Here is a 19,925-nt window from a genome sequence, read left to right on the forward strand (position 1 = left end):
CCGACTGTGCTTTTTAGTAATATCTTTAGGGGTCAGACCCCATTTCCCAGAGTATTTCCCAAATTTAGCGCATGACTAGTAGGATGTCGTCGAAAAATACTTTAGTTTCAAGGGGGGGAGGTAGTAAGTTCTTTCCTTTGCGTATGATTCCAACCACGATAATATGTTCTTCAAGCAGTAAAATGGTTAATTCTTTGTATGTAAGCTGTTCCCATCCATTTTTTAAAGCAAGTGAGCCTAAAGAAACTGTCGAATCATCTAACAACTCAGTAACGTCCAATTCCCCCATTAATTTTTTGAGCATATAATCACTAGCGAAGCGATTCGTCTCGATTAGCCCATCAGCTCCGGCCCGCAAAGCATTTTCACGTTGATCGACTGTTAAAATTTCCACTAAACAAAATAGATCTTTGTTTAACCCTTTGATGGCCAATAATGTCAAAATAGAAAACATGTCTGTTTGAAATTCATTTTGTCTTAAATCTGCGGTAATTAAGACACGATCAGCTTGTTCGATATTTGCTCGAAGCAAAACAGAGTCAGCGGTAGCTTTACCTTGTATGAAATGGATATTAGTCAATGGTAGAGGATGTTCTGTTAATGAATCATCGATTAATACAATTTGTAAGCGTTGTTTTCTTTCGTGCATCTCTTCAATAATGCTACGTGAGCGTTCATTCCAGCCAACAATGATCACGTGATCTGTCCCATTAAATTTCTTCTTCCCTTGGCGATAAGTTTGTTCTGAAGTGGCAGCAATGGCGGAAACAGAAGCGAAATAAGAAGAAACAAGACCTGCGCCAGATAAGATGAGCAATATCCCAATTGCTCTGCCAAAGTCGCTAGTTGGGGCATAATCTCCATAGCCAACAGTAGCCATTGTCACGATTGCCCACCAAATTCCATCATAAAGAGTAGGGAATGTTTTAGGTTCAGTGAAATGAATCAGCATTCCGAATGACAAGAGAAAAATAGCTATTACACCAAGCAGACGGAAGAGATTCGGCCACCTTGAAAAACTTCCATCAAATTTCCTTAATCGAATCATTGAGTCACCCCCTGTCCATACTGTTATCTATAAACAGTATGGACAATGGGGGATGATCTTCATAACAAGGCACTTAATTAATTTTAGGCATTAAATAATTAGTTATTTATAAATACTAATTCCCTAAATTTTCTTGAATGTAAAAGAACAATCCCAGTCGAACCTTAGTTTTAGAGTAACTTTCTTAAAGGTAATAATGATTATGAGTCAGGATGAAGGTCATCATGAATAAAAGCAGACCTTTTTGACAACTATATACAAGGCACATCACGGAAGTTTCTCTTTATAGGAACTATAAGTAAAGACCGAAAGCTGTGGTTAGGAGATTAGATCCTTATGGGAGAACGCAATGTACCTTTATCCTCGTTTTCGTACATTAAAGTTATCGCTGATTAGCAGCCAATTTTGTGGAAAAGCGAGCCCAAGCTTCCAATAACTCATTCCACGAAGCTTCAGTTCTTTTAATAAATCAAATTTTGCTTGAATGGAACGAGCGTCTTCAAACCAGACTTCATGGTTTTTGTTTTCGCTATCTCTGTATGTGAAAAAAGGTGCCTGCTCTTCATAATTATATTGAATTTCGACTGAATGCTCTAAAGCTAATTGTATGGCTTGTTGAGGACTGACGGCTTTTGCAGTTGTCCCCTGAACGAAAGGGAGTGTCCAGTCGTAGCCATATAAGTTTTGGCCCATGAGAATTTTCGATGCTGGCATCTCTGTAATGGCATACTCAAGAACGTCTCGGACTGGCCCAATGGGTGAAACGGCTCGCGCAGGCCCACCACTATAGCCCCACTCATAGGTCATAATAACAACAAAATCAACAATTTCTCCATGAGCTTTATAATCATGCCCTTCGTACCAAAGACCTTTTTGGTCCGCGCTCGTCTTCGGTGCAAGAGCTGTTGACATTAACCAGCCTTCTTGTTGAAAACGCGCTTTTGCTTTTCTTAAAAAACGATTATAAGCTTCTCGGTCAGCTGGTCTAATGAACTCAAAATCAAAATGAATATCTTTAAAACCATATTTTTTTGCTGTTGTGACAATTGTGTTTAGAAAGGTATTTTGAATGGCCATATCATTTAAAAGTATCCTCGCAAGTTCATCATTGAATTGATCATTCTCTTGATTCGTAATTACCATCATTAATACATTTCGATTGTTTCGGGCGATGGCTGGGAAGTCATCAAGAAGTGGCTCTTTCAATGAACCATTGCGAAGGGCCTGAAAGCTAAATGGAGCTAAGTAGGTTAAGAATGGTGCAGTTTCTCGAGCGCTGCTGGTCAAATTAGGGCTAACTGTTGTTCCCCGCGGTTCCACATACCCATTAAATTCAGCTGTTCTTTTGGGTTTTGCCGGAATATATAATCGAAAGCCGACAGGGAGAGATTGATTGGCAGATAGTTGGTTAATCCGTACGAGTTCTTGAACAGGAATACCTACCTTTTGTGAAATAGATGATAAACTATCTCCTGGTTGAACGTAGTAATAACTGCCTACTATGGGAATAACAAGGGCCTGCCCTACGACAAGCTGGTCTGGATTTTGTAATTGATTGGCTTCACTTAAGCGGTTAGCAGGCACACTATATGCTTGAGCGATGCTCGTGAGTGTTTGATTTCGCTGTACAACATGAATTTGCAAGTGCATAACCTCCTAAAAAAGATGGGCGGAATATGAAATATATCCGTTGTAAAAAGTTTATGATAAATAAACCATTTCATGATGCAAATCGTTTCCGCAAATTTCCATTCATATAAAAATAAAATTTACAAATAATTAATAACAGGAGGTGATAAACATGGCAAATAACAATAACAGCAATAACTTAGTCGTACCTGGAGCTGAACAAGCACTAGAACAAATGAAGTATGAAATTGCTAGTGAATTTGGTGTGAATTTAGGAGCCGAAACTACATCACGTGCAAACGGATCTGTAGGTGGTGAAATTACAAAACGTTTAGTGCAAATGGCTGAACAGCAATTAGGCGGTTACAGCAAATAATTAAATACAAATGGAATAAGGAAGGGGATTTTAGTCCCCTTCCTTTTGTTTTTTATTCCTGTTAAACAGGTAGGGATGAAGAGAACCTTCTAATTAATTGAAATTTCACTTTATTATAATTAGATTAAAAACAACAAAATAATTAGACATTATCTTTAGCGGGGGGTACAATCTATTTTGTGAATAGAAGCCGTAATAAATGAGGTGGAAGAAATTAATATGTGGGAAATTTTTGTGGCGATTGTTCTTGGGCTTGTTGAGGGGTTAACAGAGTTTGCTCCAGTTTCTTCTACAGGGCATATGATTATCGTCGATGATTTGTTGTTTAAATCGAATGAGTTATTTGGAAATGAAATAGCGAACGCGTTTAAAGTTGTCATTCAACTAGGTAGCATTTTAGCAGTGGCTGTTATTTTTTGGGATCGTATTTTGGATTTATTAGGTCTTCGGAAAATGAAAACTGTGGATAGGCCGAGCGGAGAAAGGCTTAGTCTTCTGAAAATTTTTGTCGGTTTAGTTCCGGCTGGTGTTTTAGGCGTTTTATTTGAAGATTATATAGACGAGCACTTATTCTCTGTTAAAACAGTGGCAATTGGTTTACTTATCGGTGCGTTCTTAATGATTGCTGCCGATAAAATCAAGCCTAGAATTCAAACGGCAACCGTAGATGAAATTACCTATAAGCAAGCTTTAGGGGTCGGTTTAATTCAATGCTTGTCACTTTGGCCAGGTTTTTCACGTTCAGGTTCAACGATATCTGGAGGCGTTCTGCTCGGACTAAGCTATCGAGCAGCAGCGGATTTTACTTTCATTATGGCAATTCCGATTATGGCTGGTGCCAGTTTATTAAAGGTTGTAAAGTATTGGAGCTACTTCACACTAGATGTGTTGCCATTTTTCGTCGTAGGCTTCATCAGTGCCTTTATATTTGCTCTAATCTGTATCCGTTTCTTCTTAAAATTAATTGAAAAAATTAAGTTAACACCATTTGCGATTTATCGAATTGTATTAGCTGCCATCATTTTATTTATTTATTTGTAATACATTCGTATCTTTATTACCTTCGATTCTTCGAGGGGAATTTAGAAAAAAGTACATGAATAATGAACTCCCATCTCTTTTAAAATGAGGTGGGAGTTTTTTGTAATAATAAACTTTAATAATAATTAGAATTATCTAATTTTTAAGTCTTTTTATTGGTGTGATATCGTAAGAACAAGTACAATATAGGGGAGCAATAACACACTTATATGAGTAATTTAATAAATTCATGTGTAATCGCTTTCTGCTGTAAAATTTTATTAAATTTTTGTGTGTATATTGTAAAGATTTATTCAGAATATTTAAACTTAAATAAATAATACTACATTACAATTATTATAAAAAAGGATTGATTTTTTTATAATAAGTATTATTATTATAAGTATACAAAATAAATTAAGAGGTGATTCAAAATGACAAACCAGAAAAACCTAACAACTAGTTGGGGAGCTCCAGTTGGAGATAACCAGAACTCGATCACTGCTGGTCAGCGTGGTCCAGTGTTAATTCAAGATGTACATTTACTTGAGAAACTAGCTCACTTTAACCGTGAACGTGTACCTGAACGTGTTGTTCATGCCAAGGGTGGCGGTGCATTCGGAACTTTTACAGTAACAAACGATCTATCAAAATATACAAAAGCTAAACTATTCAATGGTGTTGGAAAAGAAACAGATATGTTTATCCGTTTCTCTTCAGTAGCAGGGGAGCTTGGTTCTTCTGATACAGTTCGTGATCCCCGTGGATTTGCTGTTAAGTTTTATACAGAAGAAGGAAACTATGACATCGTTGGGAACAATACCCCAGTATTCTTTATCCGCGATGCGATTAAATTCCCTGACTTCATCCATACTCAAAAAAGAGACCCTAGAACACACTTGAAAAATCCTACAGCTGTTTGGGATTTCTGGTCTCATTCGCCTGAGTCTCTTCACCAAGTTACCATTTTGATGTCGGATCGTGGTATTCCAGCAACTTGGAGACATACACACGGTTACGGAAGCCATACATTCAAATGGGTAAATGCTGATGGACAAGCTGTTTGGGTGAAATATCACTTTAGAACAGAACAAGGTGTCAAAAACCTTGATGTCGATCTTGCTGCAAAAATTGCTGGTGAAAACCCAGACTATTATATCGATGATCTTTTCAATGCAATTGAAAAGGGTGATTTCCCTGCATGGAAACTATACGTGCAAATTATGCCGATCGAGGATGCGGATACATATCGTTTCGATCCATTTGATGTCACGAAAGTATGGTCACAAAAAGATTATCCGTTAATCGAACTTGGTCGCATGGAATTGAACCGTAACCCTGAGAACTATTTTGCTGAAGTAGAGCAAGCAACTTTCTCACCTGGTACATTTGTTCCTGGAGTCGAAGCATCACCAGATAAAATGCTTCAAGGACGTCTATTCGCATATGGAGATGCCCACCGTTATCGCGTAGGTGCTAACCATAATTTATTGCCAGTAAACCGTCCTAAAGCAGAAGTGAACAACAATCAACGCGATGGCTTTATGAGAGCAGATGACAATGGTGGACGTTCAGTATACTATGAGCCAAACAGCTTTGGTGGTCCAACTGAGTCACAAGAAGCGAGACTTACACCTTTTGACATTTCAGGACAAGCTGCACAAGTTACTTATAATAGCGATGATCACTATACACAAGCTGGTGACCTTTACCGTTTATTAAGCCCAGAGGAACGCACTCGCTTAGTTGCTAATATCGTTGGAGCAATGGAACCAGTGGAATTAGAAGAAATTAAACTGCGTCAAATCAGCCATTTCTACAAAGCTGACCCAGAATACGGTACTCGTATTGCTGAAGGCCTTGGTTTAGCCGTGCCACAAGAAGCGTAAGAATTACTCGCTTTATTCTCTTATATGGACGAGGGCATCCCCACAAAAAGGGTCTTGACCTCACGCTCTATACACCGTTTATTGTGTCATGTACACGTGATACAAACGATATATAGTAGATGTGAGGTCTGACTTTTTCGTGTAATGGGATATCCTCGTTTTTTTTCATTTTAGAGGTTGTTAAAAGTCCTGTACCAAACTCAGTCTCAACTTAAAAGTTTATCTCGCTAACGGGCAGACCCTCACCTCAAGGCTTTTCACACAGATGATAGACTAAAGGACAGAGCTCGCTTAGTCAGTGATTCATAGGTTCAGGTTCGTAGTGTCGATTTATCGACACTAGAACGGGACTAACAATCAGTAGGGAAGGGAGAAAATTCTATTGATTGAAGTTTCACCTTATAGCAGATATAAACTATTACTCCTCGAACTGCCTGGCTCTTTTATTAACCTCTTTTTGAACAAACACTTCTACTATTTTCCAGATAGTATTTTTTGCATTTTTTATAGAAAATTTCGTAAGCTATTGAAATAGCTTTTATGAATAGAGCAGCTAATTGAGGTACAGCGTTATAATTATTATTTCTATATCTATCTGATAAAATATCGATAAGTTTAACTGATACATATCAATAGGGGGATTACTTAATAATGCGAAACGACAACGTGTAGCTAGATTTTGCTGTTGATTTCTAACCAATAGTTTCTAGATTTTTTCGGGGAAAAATAGGGTAAAGTGTCATACATCCTGTTAAACTTGGATACATATAGAATAAAAGATTTATTAAAGCGAGGATATCATTCTATGATAAAAAAGACAGTACTTCTGAGTAGTTTACTTATTTTATTGGCAATATTAGTATACGTTTCATTTGGTGATAAAATAAGTCGTGTAGAGCATGTAACCATTATGGATAAGTATTATCCACAATCATCCGATGGAAAAGCTGTCGGTTTTAAAACGGATAAAGTAATCGAAGTATCCAAAAACGGAAAAGGCTATAATTGCGCGATGGAATTCGATAATGGAAAAATATTAGAATTGGATTGCAGTATAAACGTCAATTATAAAATAGGCGAAAAAGTGTATGTTACAAGTGATGGAAATCAGATTACAGAGATTCGTAGAAAGAAATAACAGAGAGTTACTTTTTATGAAAAGATATGTTCGAAATATAGAATCGAATAATAGTTGATCGAAAAACTAGTATCGTTAGGAATTTAGTAGTTTTTTCCTAGTAAATTTTTCTTAATAATAGTATGATTACCTTATATAAATTCATTACTTTATGTAAGGGGAGCTTTAAATGAGTCGTTTGACTTATATATTTCGAACAAGTCTTTTCGTTATCCCGTCTTCGTTTCTTATAGGATTAGCAGTATGTCAATTTAATAGTTTAAATGGAATGAACTTTTGGATGACACTTGTCGGTTTGACGATTGTTGGTGGAGTAGTAGGGGTTATTTCTTCCTTAATGAATTTTCAACGTATTGTTGTGCCGATTGGCTCCATTAATCATTATTTGGAGCAATTGGCCAACGGTGATATACAAAATCGACTTAATCCGAACAAAGTCGGTCTTTTTCATTCGGTGGCAGATAGTATTAATAACGCTACGGATTCTTGGAGAAATGTGCTTACCAAAGTCCAAGAGGCATCAAAAAGTATGGCTGCCTATACAGAGGATTTGGCACAAGGATCAGAGCAAACGAATAAAGCAACGGTTCAGATTTCAGATATAATGAAAGACATTGCCAAAGGAGCAGAAAGTCAGGTAGAAGGAATGCACCAAGCTTCTACAACGATTTATCAAATGTCTGCTAGCTTATCTCAAGTGTCTCACAATGCCGTCACAGTGACAGAAAGCATGGAAGAGACTATGAAAAAAGCAGATACGGGTTCCGTAACAATTGAAGTAGCTAGTAAACAAATGGAGTCTATTCATTCAAATGTTACAGAATTAGCTCGAGCAGTAAAAGGCTTAGGCGAGCGCTCGAATGAAATTGGCAAGATTTCAGATGTTATAACTGGAATCGCAGCACAGACGAATTTACTTGCTTTGAATGCTGCTATTGAAGCAGCTAGAGCAGGAGAACATGGAAAAGGCTTTGCGGTTGTTGCTGATGAAGTGAGAAATCTGGCTGAACAATCTGGACAAGCGACGAAACAAATAAGTGAAATCATTTCTCATATTCAAAAAGAAACGATTGAAGTAGTGGAAACAATGGAAGCTGTGAACCATGAAGTTGGTGAAGGAATTGAAGCGATGAGTGGTGCTGGAGACTCGTTCTTGAAGATTCAAGAATCCGTTAATTTTGTGTCAGAACAAGTGGAGCAGGTTTCTGCTGCAATCCAGCAAATGACTGCAGGGACGGGGATAGCTGTATCGTCAATGGACTCGATCTCGAATGTTGCAGCAAAATCCGCATCATCTACTCAACGTGTATTAAAAGCATCGGCAGAACAAGCAGAATCAATAGAAGAAATTAGCGCCTTTGCTGAATACTTAAAGAACCAAGCGATGGAATTACAGAAAATGATCTATACATTTAAGCTATGAGAATGAGGGTGTCCCAAAAGGGTCAGACCTCGCCACTCTATACACAGTATATAGTTGAAAGTACTAACTATAATCTGTATATAGTCGTTGCGGGGTCTGACCCTTTTGTTATGGGATAGCCTCTTTTTCTTTGTATCATGAAGTTATTGAAGTAGGAGATCGTACACAAGCAGTACATTATATGTTATTGGATATGACTTTTTAGATACATAATGATCTGAAAGATACCCCCTCTGTTAATCAGGGATAAATGTTTTAAACCCAGTAATCTGAAGGGGATTTTTTCTATTATTTTTGCTTATTCAAATAGGAATTGAGGAATTCTTCGAAATTCGGTGCATTAAGTCCGGCGATTTTTTCATATGATTCAATAATTTTTAGCATCAATTCTTGCTCTAAGTCTTCTCTGTCTGCATAAGCAACATTTTGTAATGATTTCTTGATTTTTGGTTTCAGTGAATCTACCATTTCCATTAATTCTTGTTTAGAGAATTTCTGCAATTCTTTTTCCTCCAATTACCTAGGATTTTCGTAATTTTTTAAGTGCTTGCTTATGGATATTAGAAATATTTTGTGGTGTTTCATGAAAATAAGTGGCAATTTCTTTATTTGATAATCCTGAGCAATACATAAGTGATAGTACTTGTCGTTGTTTTTCAGTAAGCTTAGCGATAGCTTTGACTAATTTTTCCTCTGTTAGGATAGAAGAAAGTTGTTCAGTATGAAATACAGTTACGAATTCTTCTTCCATATAGGCCAATGTATCAATCATATTTGTATGCGCGCCATGTTCGGCTGGCTTGTCCAAAATGGTAAGGTATTTCCTCTTGCGTCGTCTTTCCCGCTTATCAAAATCGATGGAAAAGGTATGAATGAACGAAATTAAATATTTATAAACTTTTACTCGATGATAAAAAAGTTGAAAGGTTTCATTTAAATCGTTCATATTTTGGGACGTTGGATTTTTTAGAGTGGCATGAAAGATTGATACATGTTCTTGGCTTTGTAGAAAATATTTCATGATGGGCTGCTCAAAAAAATCTGGATGTCGTTGAAACAATCGATCATATGAATTGGGTAAGTAGGTGCTCGTCATCTGCTTCATCTGGTTTTCCCTCCCTTATCTAGTAAAGTGAAATGATTCTGCTTTTATCAATTATAAACGAACATTCGTTCTTATTTCTATGATTCTATTGAGCTATATTTACTTTTTTCCATTCCTATCACTTTATGGTATATGCTAAAGAATGGGGGAATAAAGTTGAATATTGAAGTAATTTCTATGTGGTTGACTTTATTAGGTAATTTCGGATTTCCCGCTGTATTTTCTCTTTATTTGCTTGTGAAGTTTGAAAGGAAAGTGGCTGGCTTAACGAAAGAAATAGAGTGCTTGATTGAACGTTTCGACAGAAATGAAAACGATTAGTGAAAATATGGTATTGTAATGATGGAGTACTTTTCTAAGGGGGATTATTTATTTGAAAGAGAAGCAATTAGTAGAAATAGAGGATTTACAAAAGCTATGTGAACAAGGAACATTTTCTTTAAAACTTAATTGGGATACTTTACGCAGTCGAGTAGGCAAAGCGGGGGAAGATTTCTTCTATTATGAAGGAAACAAACTAGTGGGGTATATGGCAATTTATGATTTTGGCGGCAAAATTGAATTATGTGGCATGGTTCATCCAAGCTATCGAAGACAGGGGATTTTTACAAAACTAGTAAAGAAAGCTCTTCAGACAGCAAAAAAGCGGGAACCTAGGGCGATCTTGTTAAATGCCCCTGCAAAGTCTGAGTCCGCAAAGATGTTTTTAGCTACTTTGCCTTGCCGATTTGACATGGCCGAATACCAAATGCAATGGCAGGAAACAGAGCTTACGGATTATGAAGGCGTTACACTTCGGCCATCTAACGAAGAAGATAGAGACTTGGAGATTCAATTAGATGTCGATTGTTTCGGTTTTTTACAACATGAAGCAACTTCTTATTATAAGCTTCTGAAGGAAGAAGGCCTAAACACACTTGTGATTGTATATGAAGAACAAGCTGTTGGGAAAATTCGTGTTGAAGAAAGTGATGGGGAAGCTTGGATTTATGGGTTTGCCATTACTCCTGCCTTTCAAGGAAAAGGCATTGGTAGAAAGGTACTTAAGCAAGTAATTCTTGAGCAGCAGAAGAAGGGAAATCCTATCTATCTTGAAGTAGAGGCAACGAATCCAGCAGCGTTAAAACTGTATGAATCTTGCGGTTTCAAAAGCTATCACCAGCAGGACTATTATGTGTACCTGGGGTCAGACCCCATTTCTCAACATCTATTGTAGCTCAGGAAGCTAGTGGTAATAAGGGTTTGTAAGTGGTTGAACAGGGGTCAGACCCTATTTCCCAAGAAAAAAGAGTAAACCTGCATGAAGTGCAGGTTTACTCTTTTTTCTCTAACCAACTTTGCGCAAAACCTAACAAGGCTGAACCAACGAGCGCCCCAAAAAAGGATGTTACCTCAAATCCGCTTACAAGCAGGGAGGCTAGGGTAAATGTTAATGCATTAATTACAAAAGAAAACAATCCTAATGTCAAAATGGTAATCGGGAATGTTAGGAGGTGCAAAATCGGTTTGACAAATAAATTAACAATCCAGAGCATGAAGACCGCTATTAAGGCACTACCATAGGAATCAATTGATATGGAGTCAAATAGCCAGTCAATTAAGAGTAAAACGAGGCCGCTAATTAAAAAGCGTATAAAGAAATTCATGAAGTAAGCTCCTTAATGTTGGAATTTTTCTTTCTATAATTATTAATTATTACTATTCTATGAGTAAAATCCCTTTTTAGAAGAATACACATCATTATTCTATTTGTCTATTTACGCGCACTATTCGTGACGATTTACACCATTCTTTATTGACAGCCTCGTTAATCAATGGCTAGGGGAGAGTTCAGTGCCTTTACTAGCTATTTTCCCCCGCTGTAAATGAACGAGGAGTCAGGATGAATGTCTATTCTAAAACGTTATAATCCCATTTCTTTAATCGTATTTCATTTTTCTAAATGAGCCTCAATAAGACTGCTAAATTTCATAATGGAATGTAAAAGCTTTGGATGGGAGTATGAATGTAAAGTAGTAAGTACACTTTCAATGATAAATTCACGTGGTGCCTGATCTTGTATGAGTTCTTGTTCAAGAAAGCTTAGCAATTCGAAAAACTTCGAAATGTCATTTTCAGATTGAATATATTTCTGAGCAATCCTTTTTAAGGAATGGATGGAATTAAGGATCTCCTCTACAAGAGACAATGGTTCCTCATTCTTATCAGGTAGCCATTGCTTTAATAATTCTGGATAAAATATTTGTTCATCTTGTGCTGAGACATCTTCTACAATTTTCGAAATTCTCTTAAAGCTATAGCGAATCAAATTTGAAACCTGGTATTCACTATGGCCTTGATTAATAACAAAATTAACATGCATTAAATGATGGAGCATACCTTCAAACAAGATGGTGCAATCTAACAAATATGGTTTTTTATCTGCCCCAAAAATGTCAATAAAGCGATTATACAGCCAATTCATTCCTAACAGTCTTATCTGTTGGATGGATTGTCTCAATTCAAGTTCATTAGATACAAGTACTTCTTCAATCAATGTGAATATATTGTTTTTTTTGTTTGAAATTAGCTGAACTTCAATTTGTTTTATGAAGATTTCTGTGTCTGCAGGGCTTTGTCCAATCATTAGCTTATTACGTTCTTTTTCCAACTTTTCATGCATGCTATTGAAAATAGCAATCATTAATTCACTTTTGGAGGAAAAGTAATTATAAAATGTACCTTTCGAGATAGAGCTATTTTCAAGAATGTCTTGTATGGATGTAGCTTGATATCCTTTTTCGATGAAAAGGCGATGCGCTACTTGGATTGTATGCTGTTTTCGACTGTTCATTTTGGTCCCTCCATCCCTCATTGGACTATTGGTCTTTTAACGTATATTACCTTAATATAAGTAGGATCACAAACACCCTCTCTATAGTTGGACTAATAGCCTGTAATGTTAAAGATAATGGTGTTGGTTGGCAAGACGCAATCCAGGAAAGCTAGTATTGTCTCTCGTATTCCATCAGAGTATAATAGGGAAGGCTTATTATGAACGTGTTCGTATAATGTGAAACTTCAATCAGTGGGAATTTCTTCATCCCGCACTGATTGTTAGTCCCGTTCTAGTGTCGATAAATCGACACTAGGAACCTGAACCAATGAATCACAGACTAACAAGGCCGTGTCCTTTAGTCTTTCGTCTGTGTGACCCACTGATGTACCCTTGAAAACCATACAGGTAAGTTACACTGTACCTCATCATTCGGATATTTACGGGCAGTTATCGCGCTTCTTCGGTTCTTCTCTTGGTTATGATGTGAGGTTCATACTGCCCGTTAATGCAGGATAAAAAATTAACAGAGATTCTCTAACAGTTGTGAGGTAGAGTATGAATAAAAGAGTTGTAGACATTTTGATCATTTTGTTAGGTGCTTTACTTTTTGCTTTAGCCGTAAATTTATTTGTGATTCCGAATGAACTAGGTGAAGGCGGAGTTGTTGGAACAACAATCATTTTATACTATCTTTTTCAATGGTCACCTGGTCTTGTAAGTCTGCTATTAAACAGTTGCTTACTGATTGTCGGATATAAGTTCTTAAGTAAAATCACAATTCTCTATACAGTTGTTGCAGTGATCTTCCACTCTCTTTTTCTCCATTTAACAAAAAGCTGGAGTATTGATTCGAATGAAATGCTGGTAGATGCAATATTCGGTGGTGTTTTTGCAGGGGTTGGGATTGGCTTGATTATTCGAGTTGGCGGCACAACCGCTGGTACAACAATATTGGCAAGAATCGCAAACAAATACCTAGGCTGGAGCATTAGTTATGGCCTTTTGTTTTTTGATTTAATTGTTGCCTTGTCTTCCTATTTTATTATTGGTGCAGAAAAGTTGATGCTAACGATCATCATGTTGTACGTAGGAACAAAAGTAATGGAATTCGTCATAGAAGGAGTCAATCCTAAGAAGGCCGTTACGATTATTTCGGATGCACCAGATGAGATTGCCAAACAAGTTAACGAGCTAATGGACAGAGGGGTTACTGTTTATTCTGGACATGGCTACTATACAAAAACCCCTAAGGAGATTCTCTATATTGTTATTAGTAAGCAAGAAGTTGTGAAGCTTAAGAAGATTGTTAAGTCTACAGATACAGATGCGTTTATTGCCATTCACGATGTACGGGATGTTTTCGGAGAAGGATTTATCGATATTTCAAAAGCTTAATCTGTCAGTGGTCTTACCGAAAGTATGTCAACGCCCACATTGTTATCGTGCATAATTAGGCGCTGCTGTACTTGGACTGTATGCATTAGGTGAAGTTGATAGCTTAAATGTGTGTCAGAAATGATTAGTGGCACTAATGAGCTCGAGCCAATTGCTGAAAACGTAGAAGTATATGAAGAATTGATGTCAATTTATTTATTAGTCAGCCATGAAGAAGATTGTAGGTGCAGTGCGGATTATCAGCGTTGTCATATAGACTAAACTCCAGAGAGGGTGAGCTTAGTTGTCGATCCTCTTTCTATTCTCTCTAAATAACATCCCCGTTATGCTCAATAAGATGCTCTGCAATCAAAAAAACCGTTCGGAGTACGAACGGTTTTTTTTGAACGGAATAAGACTATCATTAATTTCATGAAAAATTTCTATTTTAAAAATTAGCATTAGGAAAATGCAGAGATTTAACATGGGTGAGTTTTAAATATACGGTTTCTCCACTTGCTATAGCAATCTCCAACAGGTTATTTTTCATACTTTTTAACAATCCGATTTTCATTGGATCTCCTCCACCATCAATCACAATCAGTTTTCCCTCTACCTTTTTTAGTTGGACCTCAAAGGAGCGCAATAAAGGGCCATTAGAAGGATAAACAGGCAGGCTTGTGTTACTTATATGGAGTGATGTTTTTATTGTACGGAGTAATCCATTTCAAATGAGATAGGGAAATATACATCGTGTTAAAAAAGAGACCTTCATCAGATCTCCATGCTTATTTATGATAAAGTTCCTTATACGCAATAACTTTTAAAGCAAGTAGCTCTTCTTCAGATAATTTTCCTTGAAGGTCCGCAAGCACTTCTTCTTTAGAAAGTGTTCCTTCTTGAGCCTGCGCTTTTATGTCTAGAAGTTTAGTAACGCCGATCTTTTTGACCAGTAAACGCGTTGCTTCTTCTTTTGTCGTGAAAGGCAATGAGCTATCGTCTACAGAAGCCGCTTCTTCTACGAACTTTTTCAGCTCTGAGTCATTTTCGATAAACTGCTTTACCTTTTCTGTTTGTCCACTATTCTCTAGCTCAGTCGAAACAGCATCCATTAATTTTTGAGAGGCCAGGTTTGTGCCGTAATAATAAATAGCATAGCCACCAACACCTACAAAGACTACTAGCACTACAATGAATATTAAAAACTTCTTCATCGTCTCACTCCTAACTTAGAGTTTACTATACTATAATTACTGGAGATATAGAAGAATATAATTGGTCCCAGTTTTTACAAAATAATGTCATTACAAAGTCCCCCTTACATAAACAGGTTCTATGTTTTATGTGTAGTACTACTTTAAAGGAGAGGTTGGTGGTATGAACACAGAAGATCCTACTAACCAATGAGAGTAGTTGGTTTTTCATCGTCTCAAGTTAATAACGATTAGTTTAACAATAACTTGTCGTAATTCTACCTTCTAATTGAATAATCGGATTTGCTTTAGAAAATAGCTAAGTTTAAATCTAGCTGACTATTAGATAGTATCCAAGTTCATTTCGTTGACTTTTATGCTACTTTAATATATTATCAATTCGAGATTATTAAATTAATGATAAATAAAGGAGAGTTATATAATAATGAACGTATTAGTAGTAAAAGCAAATAACCGTCCAGCAACAGATGCAGTTTCAAGTAAAATGTATGAAACTTTTATGGAGAACGTAGAAGGTGTTAACGTAACAACTTACGATGTATTTGCAGAAGATATGCCTTACTTTGGTCAAGATTTATTCAACGCTTTCGGTAAATTAGAATCTGGCGAAGAAATGACAGACGTAGAACAACGTATATTAGCTGCTAAACAAAAAGCAATGGATGCATTAACAGCAGCTGATGTAGTTGTATTTGCATTCCCATTATGGAACTTAACGATCCCTGCTAAATTGCAAACATTCATTGACTATGTATATCAAGCTGGCTTCACATTTAAATATAACGAAAGTGGTCAATTAGTAAGCTTAATGACTGACAAAAAGGCAATTATTCTAAGTGCACGTGGAGGCGTTTATTCAACACCAGAAGCAGCACCTATGGAAATGGCTTCTAACTATATTAAAAATGTTGTTGGTGGCGTATTCGGTATGACAATTGAAGAAGAAGTTATTATTGAAGGTCACAATGCAATGCCAGACAAAGCTGAAACAATTATCGCTGAAGGTTTAACAAAAGTTGCAGCAGTAGCAAAAAATCTTTCTGCAGTGACAGCTTAATTATAGTAAATGATGAATCTGTTATAGATGTAATCTATTAAGATTGTCAATCAAATAGGGTCTGACCTCGTACTCTCAATCCGTTAAGTGGTGTTTTATACACGTATCTTATACTGTATTGAGTTGTTGCGGGGTCAGACCCTTTTCATTTTTTCTATCCAATTTAGCATATAAATAATTGTCGTAATTCACTTAAAAAGGATTCCATGCCTAACAAAATGAAAATTACCATCTAATCTTGCTTTTTCCAGGATTTATTATTAAACGTCTTTATTGCTAAAGGACATGTAATGAGAGAAATTGTTGTTCTTATCTACTTTGCAATCTTGTACATATTTGAGCTCGAATAGATCATTAGCCTACATTTCTTCTTGTCACTTAGGGGAACAAAGAGATCATCACTTCTTTCAAAACTAATTCTGATTCTTACTTATTAGCATATAGTGTATATAGCAGCCTTGGTCAAACGAGGAGGAGAGCTATGGAAGTTATTGTAAGAAAGGGAGATAGTTTTTGGGATTATAGTCAGTTATTCGGCGTGAATATCCAATTAATTGTCGATTCAAACCTAGGTGTGAATCCAAGTCAACTTACGGTTGGTCAGAGAATTAAGATTCCAGGGTATGTTACGGTTGATTACCGTGTTGTTGCTGGTGATTCATTATGGTCGATTGCTAAGCAACGGCATATCTCGGTTGAATCAATTAAGCTTGTAAATGTAAATATAAATCCGAATGCTTTGCAAATCGGCCAGACGATACATGTTCCATTACGAATTACTTGGCGGCTTGTCCAGGGGAAACAATATTATGACTATGAAACAATGATAACCGATCTAACAAGGCTGCAAAATGTGTATCCTTTCATGAAAATGCCATCAATTGGAAATTCAGTGTTAGGAAATAAAATACCAGAAGTGTTAATTGGAAGTGGGAATAAGCGGATTCACTACAATGGGGCATTTCACGCGAATGAATGGATTACGACACCTGTTATTATGACGTTTCTTAATGACTATTTGCTGTCTTTGACAAATAACGTAGCGATTCGTGGGCTTCATACATTCCCACTATATCAGGAAACGATCTTATCCATCGTGCCGATGGTGAATCCTGATGGAGTGAATCTTGTCTTAAATGGGCCGCCATCCATTGAACCTTATCAAACGAGGGTAGTTGAATATAATAATGGCCAAACTGATTTTAAAAGTTGGAAAGCAAATATAAATGGAGTCGACTTGAATGATCAATTTCCAGCAGAGTGGGAAAAAGAAAAAGCACGGCGTAGAAAGAGTCCTGGACCAAGAGATTATCCGGGAGAATCTCCTTTATCACAGAAAGAAGCCATTGCAATGGCAAATTTGACGAGGAAACGGGATTTCCAAAGAGTTCTTGCCTTCCATACACAAGGTAAAGTCATTTATTGGGGGTTTGAAAATTTAGAACCACCAGAATCGGAAACGATCGTAAAAGAATTTAGCAGAGTAAGCGGCTATGAACCAGTCCAAACCATTGATAGTTACGCAGGGTATAAAGATTGGTTTATTCAAGAATGGAGAAGGCCAGGCTTTACTGTAGAGCTTGGTATGGGGATCAATCCACTGCCATTATCACAATTTGATGAAATTTATGAAGATACGCTCGGGATTATGCTCGCTGGTCTGTATATGTAGAAGTAGGAGGATATATCATAAGGGTCTGACTTCGCACTCTAAATCAGTATCTTATACTGTATTTAGTTGCTGCGGGGGCTGACCCTTTGCTTTTGGGACAATCTCCTTGGGCAACGGAAAATTGACAGTTTTTCTTGATCTATTCTATCCGATTTTGCATATTCACCTTATAAAGTAGTTGAATGGCTAGTTTTACTCGCTATTTGCTAGATCAACCGGTTGTTCAATTTTTTTATAGTAAGTGGAAAAGGAGGGGAAAGGATGACATTTATAATGACTTACGATCAAAGAAATTTGAATAATATTAACAAATTAGCATATATCACAAAAAAAGCCGCTCTACAATGGTACAGGTACTGTTGTGAACAGGAAATTGACCTGCTGATTTATGAAACGACAAGAACATTGGAAGAACAAGCAAGGAACTATAAATCAGGCGCATCACAAACCATGCGATCCTACCATCTTGTTGGTCAAGCGCTAGATTTCGTACCAGTTAGAGACCGTCTGGCCATCTGGAATGGATTTGACACACCCAAAATAAAAAATGCCATTGCAAAAGCAAAGCAACTCGGTTTTACATGGGGAGGAGATTGGACGACACTTGTAGATAAGGTTCATTTGCAGTATGAATATAACGGCTACGGGACGGATCCTTTTGGTAGTGTGAAAGAAACAGCCACTGTTCCAAGACCAATAGTTAGCCAAACGGTTTTGAATATACAAAAAGTAGTAAATAGTAGATATGGGACCGGACTGAAAGTGGACGGAAGATATGGACCTGCCACAAATAGAGCGCTCCTAAAAGGCTATCAAATAGAACTAAACGAACAATATAAGGCAGGGCTTATGGCGGACGGAATTTGGGGACCCAAAACAAAAGCTGCAGTTCGAGTTGTTAAAAAAGGGGCCAGAGGCAATATCACTTACATTCTTCAAGCCACCCTCTACGTCAGAGGCTTTGATTCGAGAGGAATAGACGGTATTTTTGGAGCAAACACGGAAATGGCCGTAAAGAGCTACCAAAAATCGCAAAACCTAAACCAAGATGGCGTGGCTGGACGTGACACATGGACTAAAATTTTTGAATAAGAAGAGGCAGTTCTAAAAGGTCGGCACTTACACTCTTGACACTGTATATTGTGTCATACCCAAACTCAAAAACTTGTGATCCAAATTCGAGATCTCGTGATCTAAACATGGGATCTCGATCCGAACTAGAGATGGTGTAAAAATGAGTTTTCTCAATTTGTAGCTAGAACAAGCTGTAGTGGCATTACTCGGTATCACATTCTTCATATCAACAAGCATCTCTGTTACCTTAGAATAAGCTTAAACGTTGGAATTCAGGTGACCGTAGAAAAACAGCTAATAAAACCGTATAATAGGAAAAAACGTAAAACTACATAGAATGAATATATAGTAATTGAAAGGAACGGTACTTTTTCGTGATAAAGATCTTGATCATTAGTTTTATTGTTATTGTACTACTTGTTCTTGTTTATTCAGTGATCCCGACGCTACTTATTCGGATTTGCAAATTGGGGATAACAAAGACGGTCCAAGGGGAAAATAGGATAGTTCTAACGTTTGATGATGGGCCAAATCCTCAATATACGACACTTTTACTAGATGTTTTAAAAAACTATGGTGTGAAGGCAACATTTTTTGTAGTGGGCAGCAAGGTGAAAAGACACCCTGAAATCATAAAACGAATGCATGAAGAAGGCCATACAATTGGTATCCATCATTACGACCATATTTCAAGCTGGTTGATGTCTCCATTTAAATTAAAGGACCAGCTCATTAAAACGGAAAAAGCAATAAATGAATGCATACAGGAAAAGGTCACCTTTTATCGGCCACCTTGGGGACATTTTAATCTGTTTACATTATGGGTAAGTAAGAAGTATAAGATCATTATGTGGTCGAATATCTTTGGAGATTGGAAGGTAGAGACGTGTAAACATGAATTACTCGATCAATTACGGAAAACGACGGCAGGAGGCTCTATTCTTCTGCTTCATGACTGTGGCGAAACTTTCGGTGCGGATGAAGAAGCGCCACACTATATGCTCGAAAATTTAGAAATTTATCTTAAGGAAATGACAGAAAAGGGAAGGCGTTTTATCACATTAAGCGAATTATAATTAGATGAGGGT

Annotated in this window: 20 protein-coding genes; 12 read left to right on the forward strand and 8 right to left on the reverse strand. The window is 37.0% G+C overall.

The window, feature by feature from the left end:
* Window positions 1-64 precede the first annotated feature (64 nt).
* The gene (locus V179_RS0124070) at window positions 65-1,048 is read right to left on the reverse strand and encodes a potassium channel family protein (protein ID WP_028393742.1); all 984 of its coding nucleotides are present in this window, start codon (window positions 1,046-1,048) and stop codon (window positions 65-67) included.
* A gap of 357 nt (window positions 1,049-1,405) precedes the next feature.
* A complete protein-coding gene (locus tag V179_RS0124075) occupies window positions 1,406-2,692 on the reverse strand; it encodes a glycosyl hydrolase family 18 protein (RefSeq protein ID WP_028393743.1) in 1,287 nt (428 codons plus the stop codon).
* 157 nt (window positions 2,693-2,849) lie between these two features.
* On the opposite strand from V179_RS0124075, the gene V179_RS0124080 reads away from it, so the two are divergent.
* The 5 genes from V179_RS0124080 to V179_RS0124100 all read left to right on the forward strand — a co-directional run bounded on the left by V179_RS0124080 (window position 2,850) and on the right by V179_RS0124100 (window position 8,523).
* Window positions 2,850-3,053: an alpha/beta-type small acid-soluble spore protein gene (locus V179_RS0124080; protein WP_028393744.1), complete on the forward strand. Its 204-nt coding sequence runs from the start codon at window positions 2,850-2,852 to the stop codon at window positions 3,051-3,053.
* 219 nt (window positions 3,054-3,272) lie between these two features.
* Window positions 3,273-4,094 (forward strand): undecaprenyl-diphosphate phosphatase, encoded by an 822-nt coding sequence (locus tag V179_RS0124085; RefSeq protein ID WP_034302392.1) that lies wholly within the window; start codon window positions 3,273-3,275, stop codon window positions 4,092-4,094.
* A gap of 413 nt (window positions 4,095-4,507) precedes the next feature.
* Window positions 4,508-5,962: a catalase KatA gene (gene katA, locus V179_RS0124090; protein ID WP_028393746.1), complete on the forward strand. Its 1,455-nt coding sequence runs from the start codon at window positions 4,508-4,510 to the stop codon at window positions 5,960-5,962.
* Between the two features lie 805 nt (window positions 5,963-6,767).
* Complete coding sequence (locus tag V179_RS0124095; protein ID WP_028393747.1) at window positions 6,768-7,100, forward strand: hypothetical protein; 333 nt, start codon at window positions 6,768-6,770, stop codon at window positions 7,098-7,100.
* A gap of 169 nt (window positions 7,101-7,269) precedes the next feature.
* Entirely contained in the window at window positions 7,270-8,523 is a 1,254-nt protein-coding gene (locus tag V179_RS0124100; protein WP_028393748.1) for a methyl-accepting chemotaxis protein, read from the forward strand.
* 288 nt (window positions 8,524-8,811) lie between these two features.
* On the opposite strand, the gene V179_RS0124105 is transcribed toward V179_RS0124100, so the two are convergent.
* Both V179_RS0124105 and V179_RS0124110 read right to left on the reverse strand, forming a co-directional pair.
* Window positions 8,812-9,024, reverse strand: coding sequence for a hypothetical protein (locus V179_RS0124105; protein WP_028393749.1), 213 nt, complete (start codon window positions 9,022-9,024; stop codon window positions 8,812-8,814).
* Between the two features lie 19 nt (window positions 9,025-9,043).
* Window positions 9,044-9,628, reverse strand: coding sequence for a sigma-70 family RNA polymerase sigma factor (locus V179_RS0124110; RefSeq protein ID WP_028393750.1), 585 nt, complete (start codon window positions 9,626-9,628; stop codon window positions 9,044-9,046).
* A gap of 156 nt (window positions 9,629-9,784) precedes the next feature.
* Between V179_RS0124110 and V179_RS29340 the strand changes: the two genes are divergently transcribed.
* Both V179_RS29340 and V179_RS0124120 read left to right on the forward strand, forming a co-directional pair.
* Entirely contained in the window at window positions 9,785-9,949 is a 165-nt protein-coding gene (locus tag V179_RS29340) for a YvrJ family protein (protein WP_246399310.1), read from the forward strand.
* 52 nt (window positions 9,950-10,001) lie between these two features.
* Window positions 10,002-10,844: a GNAT family N-acetyltransferase gene (locus V179_RS0124120; protein WP_034302396.1), complete on the forward strand. Its 843-nt coding sequence runs from the start codon at window positions 10,002-10,004 to the stop codon at window positions 10,842-10,844.
* A gap of 97 nt (window positions 10,845-10,941) precedes the next feature.
* On the opposite strand, the gene V179_RS0124125 is transcribed toward V179_RS0124120, so the two are convergent.
* Window positions 10,942-11,274: a phage holin family protein gene (locus V179_RS0124125; protein WP_028393752.1), complete on the reverse strand. Its 333-nt coding sequence runs from the start codon at window positions 11,272-11,274 to the stop codon at window positions 10,942-10,944.
* Window positions 11,275-11,558: 284 nt separating this feature from the next.
* Complete coding sequence (locus V179_RS0124130; protein WP_028393753.1) at window positions 11,559-12,461, reverse strand: TetR/AcrR family transcriptional regulator; 903 nt, start codon at window positions 12,459-12,461, stop codon at window positions 11,559-11,561.
* 540 nt (window positions 12,462-13,001) lie between these two features.
* Between V179_RS0124130 and V179_RS0124135 the strand changes: the two genes are divergently transcribed.
* Window positions 13,002-13,841, forward strand: coding sequence for a YitT family protein (locus tag V179_RS0124135; protein WP_028393754.1), 840 nt, complete (start codon window positions 13,002-13,004; stop codon window positions 13,839-13,841).
* A gap of 427 nt (window positions 13,842-14,268) precedes the next feature.
* Here the strand turns inward: V179_RS0124135 and V179_RS31140 are convergent, their stop codons facing one another.
* Window positions 14,269-14,418, reverse strand: coding sequence for a hypothetical protein (locus tag V179_RS31140; RefSeq protein ID WP_154664024.1), 150 nt, complete (start codon window positions 14,416-14,418; stop codon window positions 14,269-14,271).
* Window positions 14,419-14,608: 190 nt separating this feature from the next.
* Entirely contained in the window at window positions 14,609-15,034 is a 426-nt protein-coding gene (locus V179_RS0124145; protein WP_028393755.1) for a hypothetical protein, read from the reverse strand.
* Between the two features lie 424 nt (window positions 15,035-15,458).
* Here V179_RS0124145 and V179_RS0124150 point away from each other — a divergent pair, with 424 nt between their 5' ends.
* The 4 genes from V179_RS0124150 (at window position 15,459) to V179_RS0124165 (ending at window position 19,913) form a co-directional block, all read left to right on the forward strand.
* Window positions 15,459-16,091 (forward strand): FMN-dependent NADH-azoreductase, encoded by a 633-nt coding sequence (locus tag V179_RS0124150; protein WP_028393756.1) that lies wholly within the window; start codon window positions 15,459-15,461, stop codon window positions 16,089-16,091.
* A gap of 481 nt (window positions 16,092-16,572) precedes the next feature.
* The gene (locus V179_RS0124155; RefSeq protein ID WP_028393757.1) at window positions 16,573-17,763 is read left to right on the forward strand and encodes a M14 family metallopeptidase; all 1,191 of its coding nucleotides are present in this window, start codon (window positions 16,573-16,575) and stop codon (window positions 17,761-17,763) included.
* A 261-nt stretch (window positions 17,764-18,024) separates the two neighbouring features.
* Window positions 18,025-18,855 (forward strand): peptidoglycan-binding protein, encoded by an 831-nt coding sequence (locus V179_RS29345; RefSeq protein WP_051405117.1) that lies wholly within the window; start codon window positions 18,025-18,027, stop codon window positions 18,853-18,855.
* Window positions 18,856-19,211: 356 nt separating this feature from the next.
* Complete coding sequence (locus V179_RS0124165; protein WP_235179225.1) at window positions 19,212-19,913, forward strand: polysaccharide deacetylase family protein; 702 nt, start codon at window positions 19,212-19,214, stop codon at window positions 19,911-19,913.
* The last annotated feature ends 12 nt before the right edge of the window (window positions 19,914-19,925 follow it).

It is taken from the genome of Bacillus cihuensis, from assembly GCF_000504145.1.
In the GTDB taxonomy this organism is placed as follows: domain Bacteria; phylum Bacillota; class Bacilli; order Bacillales; family DSM-1321; genus Peribacillus; species Peribacillus huizhouensis.

Excerpts from the sequence above, each read along its gene's own strand:
- V179_RS0124095 (WP_028393747.1), top strand. The coding sequence starts at position 6,768 with ATGATAAAAAAGACAGTACTTCTGAGTAGTTTACTTATTTTATTGGCA.
- V179_RS0124145 (WP_028393755.1), bottom strand. The coding sequence starts at position 15,034 with ATGAAGAAGTTTTTAATATTCATTGTAGTGCTAGTAGTCTTTGTAGGT.
- V179_RS0124070 (WP_028393742.1), bottom strand. The coding sequence starts at position 1,048 with ATGATTCGATTAAGGAAATTTGATGGAAGTTTTTCAAGGTGGCCGAAT.
- V179_RS0124135 (WP_028393754.1), top strand. The coding sequence starts at position 13,002 with ATGAATAAAAGAGTTGTAGACATTTTGATCATTTTGTTAGGTGCTTTA.
- katA (WP_028393746.1), top strand. The coding sequence starts at position 4,508 with ATGACAAACCAGAAAAACCTAACAACTAGTTGGGGAGCTCCAGTTGGA.
- V179_RS0124100 (WP_028393748.1), top strand. The coding sequence starts at position 7,270 with ATGAGTCGTTTGACTTATATATTTCGAACAAGTCTTTTCGTTATCCCG.
- V179_RS0124085 (WP_034302392.1), top strand. The coding sequence starts at position 3,273 with ATGTGGGAAATTTTTGTGGCGATTGTTCTTGGGCTTGTTGAGGGGTTA.
- V179_RS0124155 (WP_028393757.1), top strand. The coding sequence starts at position 16,573 with ATGGAAGTTATTGTAAGAAAGGGAGATAGTTTTTGGGATTATAGTCAG.
- V179_RS0124125 (WP_028393752.1), bottom strand. The coding sequence starts at position 11,274 with ATGAATTTCTTTATACGCTTTTTAATTAGCGGCCTCGTTTTACTCTTA.
- V179_RS0124150 (WP_028393756.1), top strand. The coding sequence starts at position 15,459 with ATGAACGTATTAGTAGTAAAAGCAAATAACCGTCCAGCAACAGATGCA.
- V179_RS29345 (WP_051405117.1), top strand. The coding sequence starts at position 18,025 with ATGACATTTATAATGACTTACGATCAAAGAAATTTGAATAATATTAAC.
- V179_RS0124080 (WP_028393744.1), top strand. The coding sequence starts at position 2,850 with ATGGCAAATAACAATAACAGCAATAACTTAGTCGTACCTGGAGCTGAA.
- V179_RS0124130 (WP_028393753.1), bottom strand. The coding sequence starts at position 12,461 with ATGAACAGTCGAAAACAGCATACAATCCAAGTAGCGCATCGCCTTTTC.
- V179_RS0124110 (WP_028393750.1), bottom strand. The coding sequence starts at position 9,628 with ATGAAGCAGATGACGAGCACCTACTTACCCAATTCATATGATCGATTG.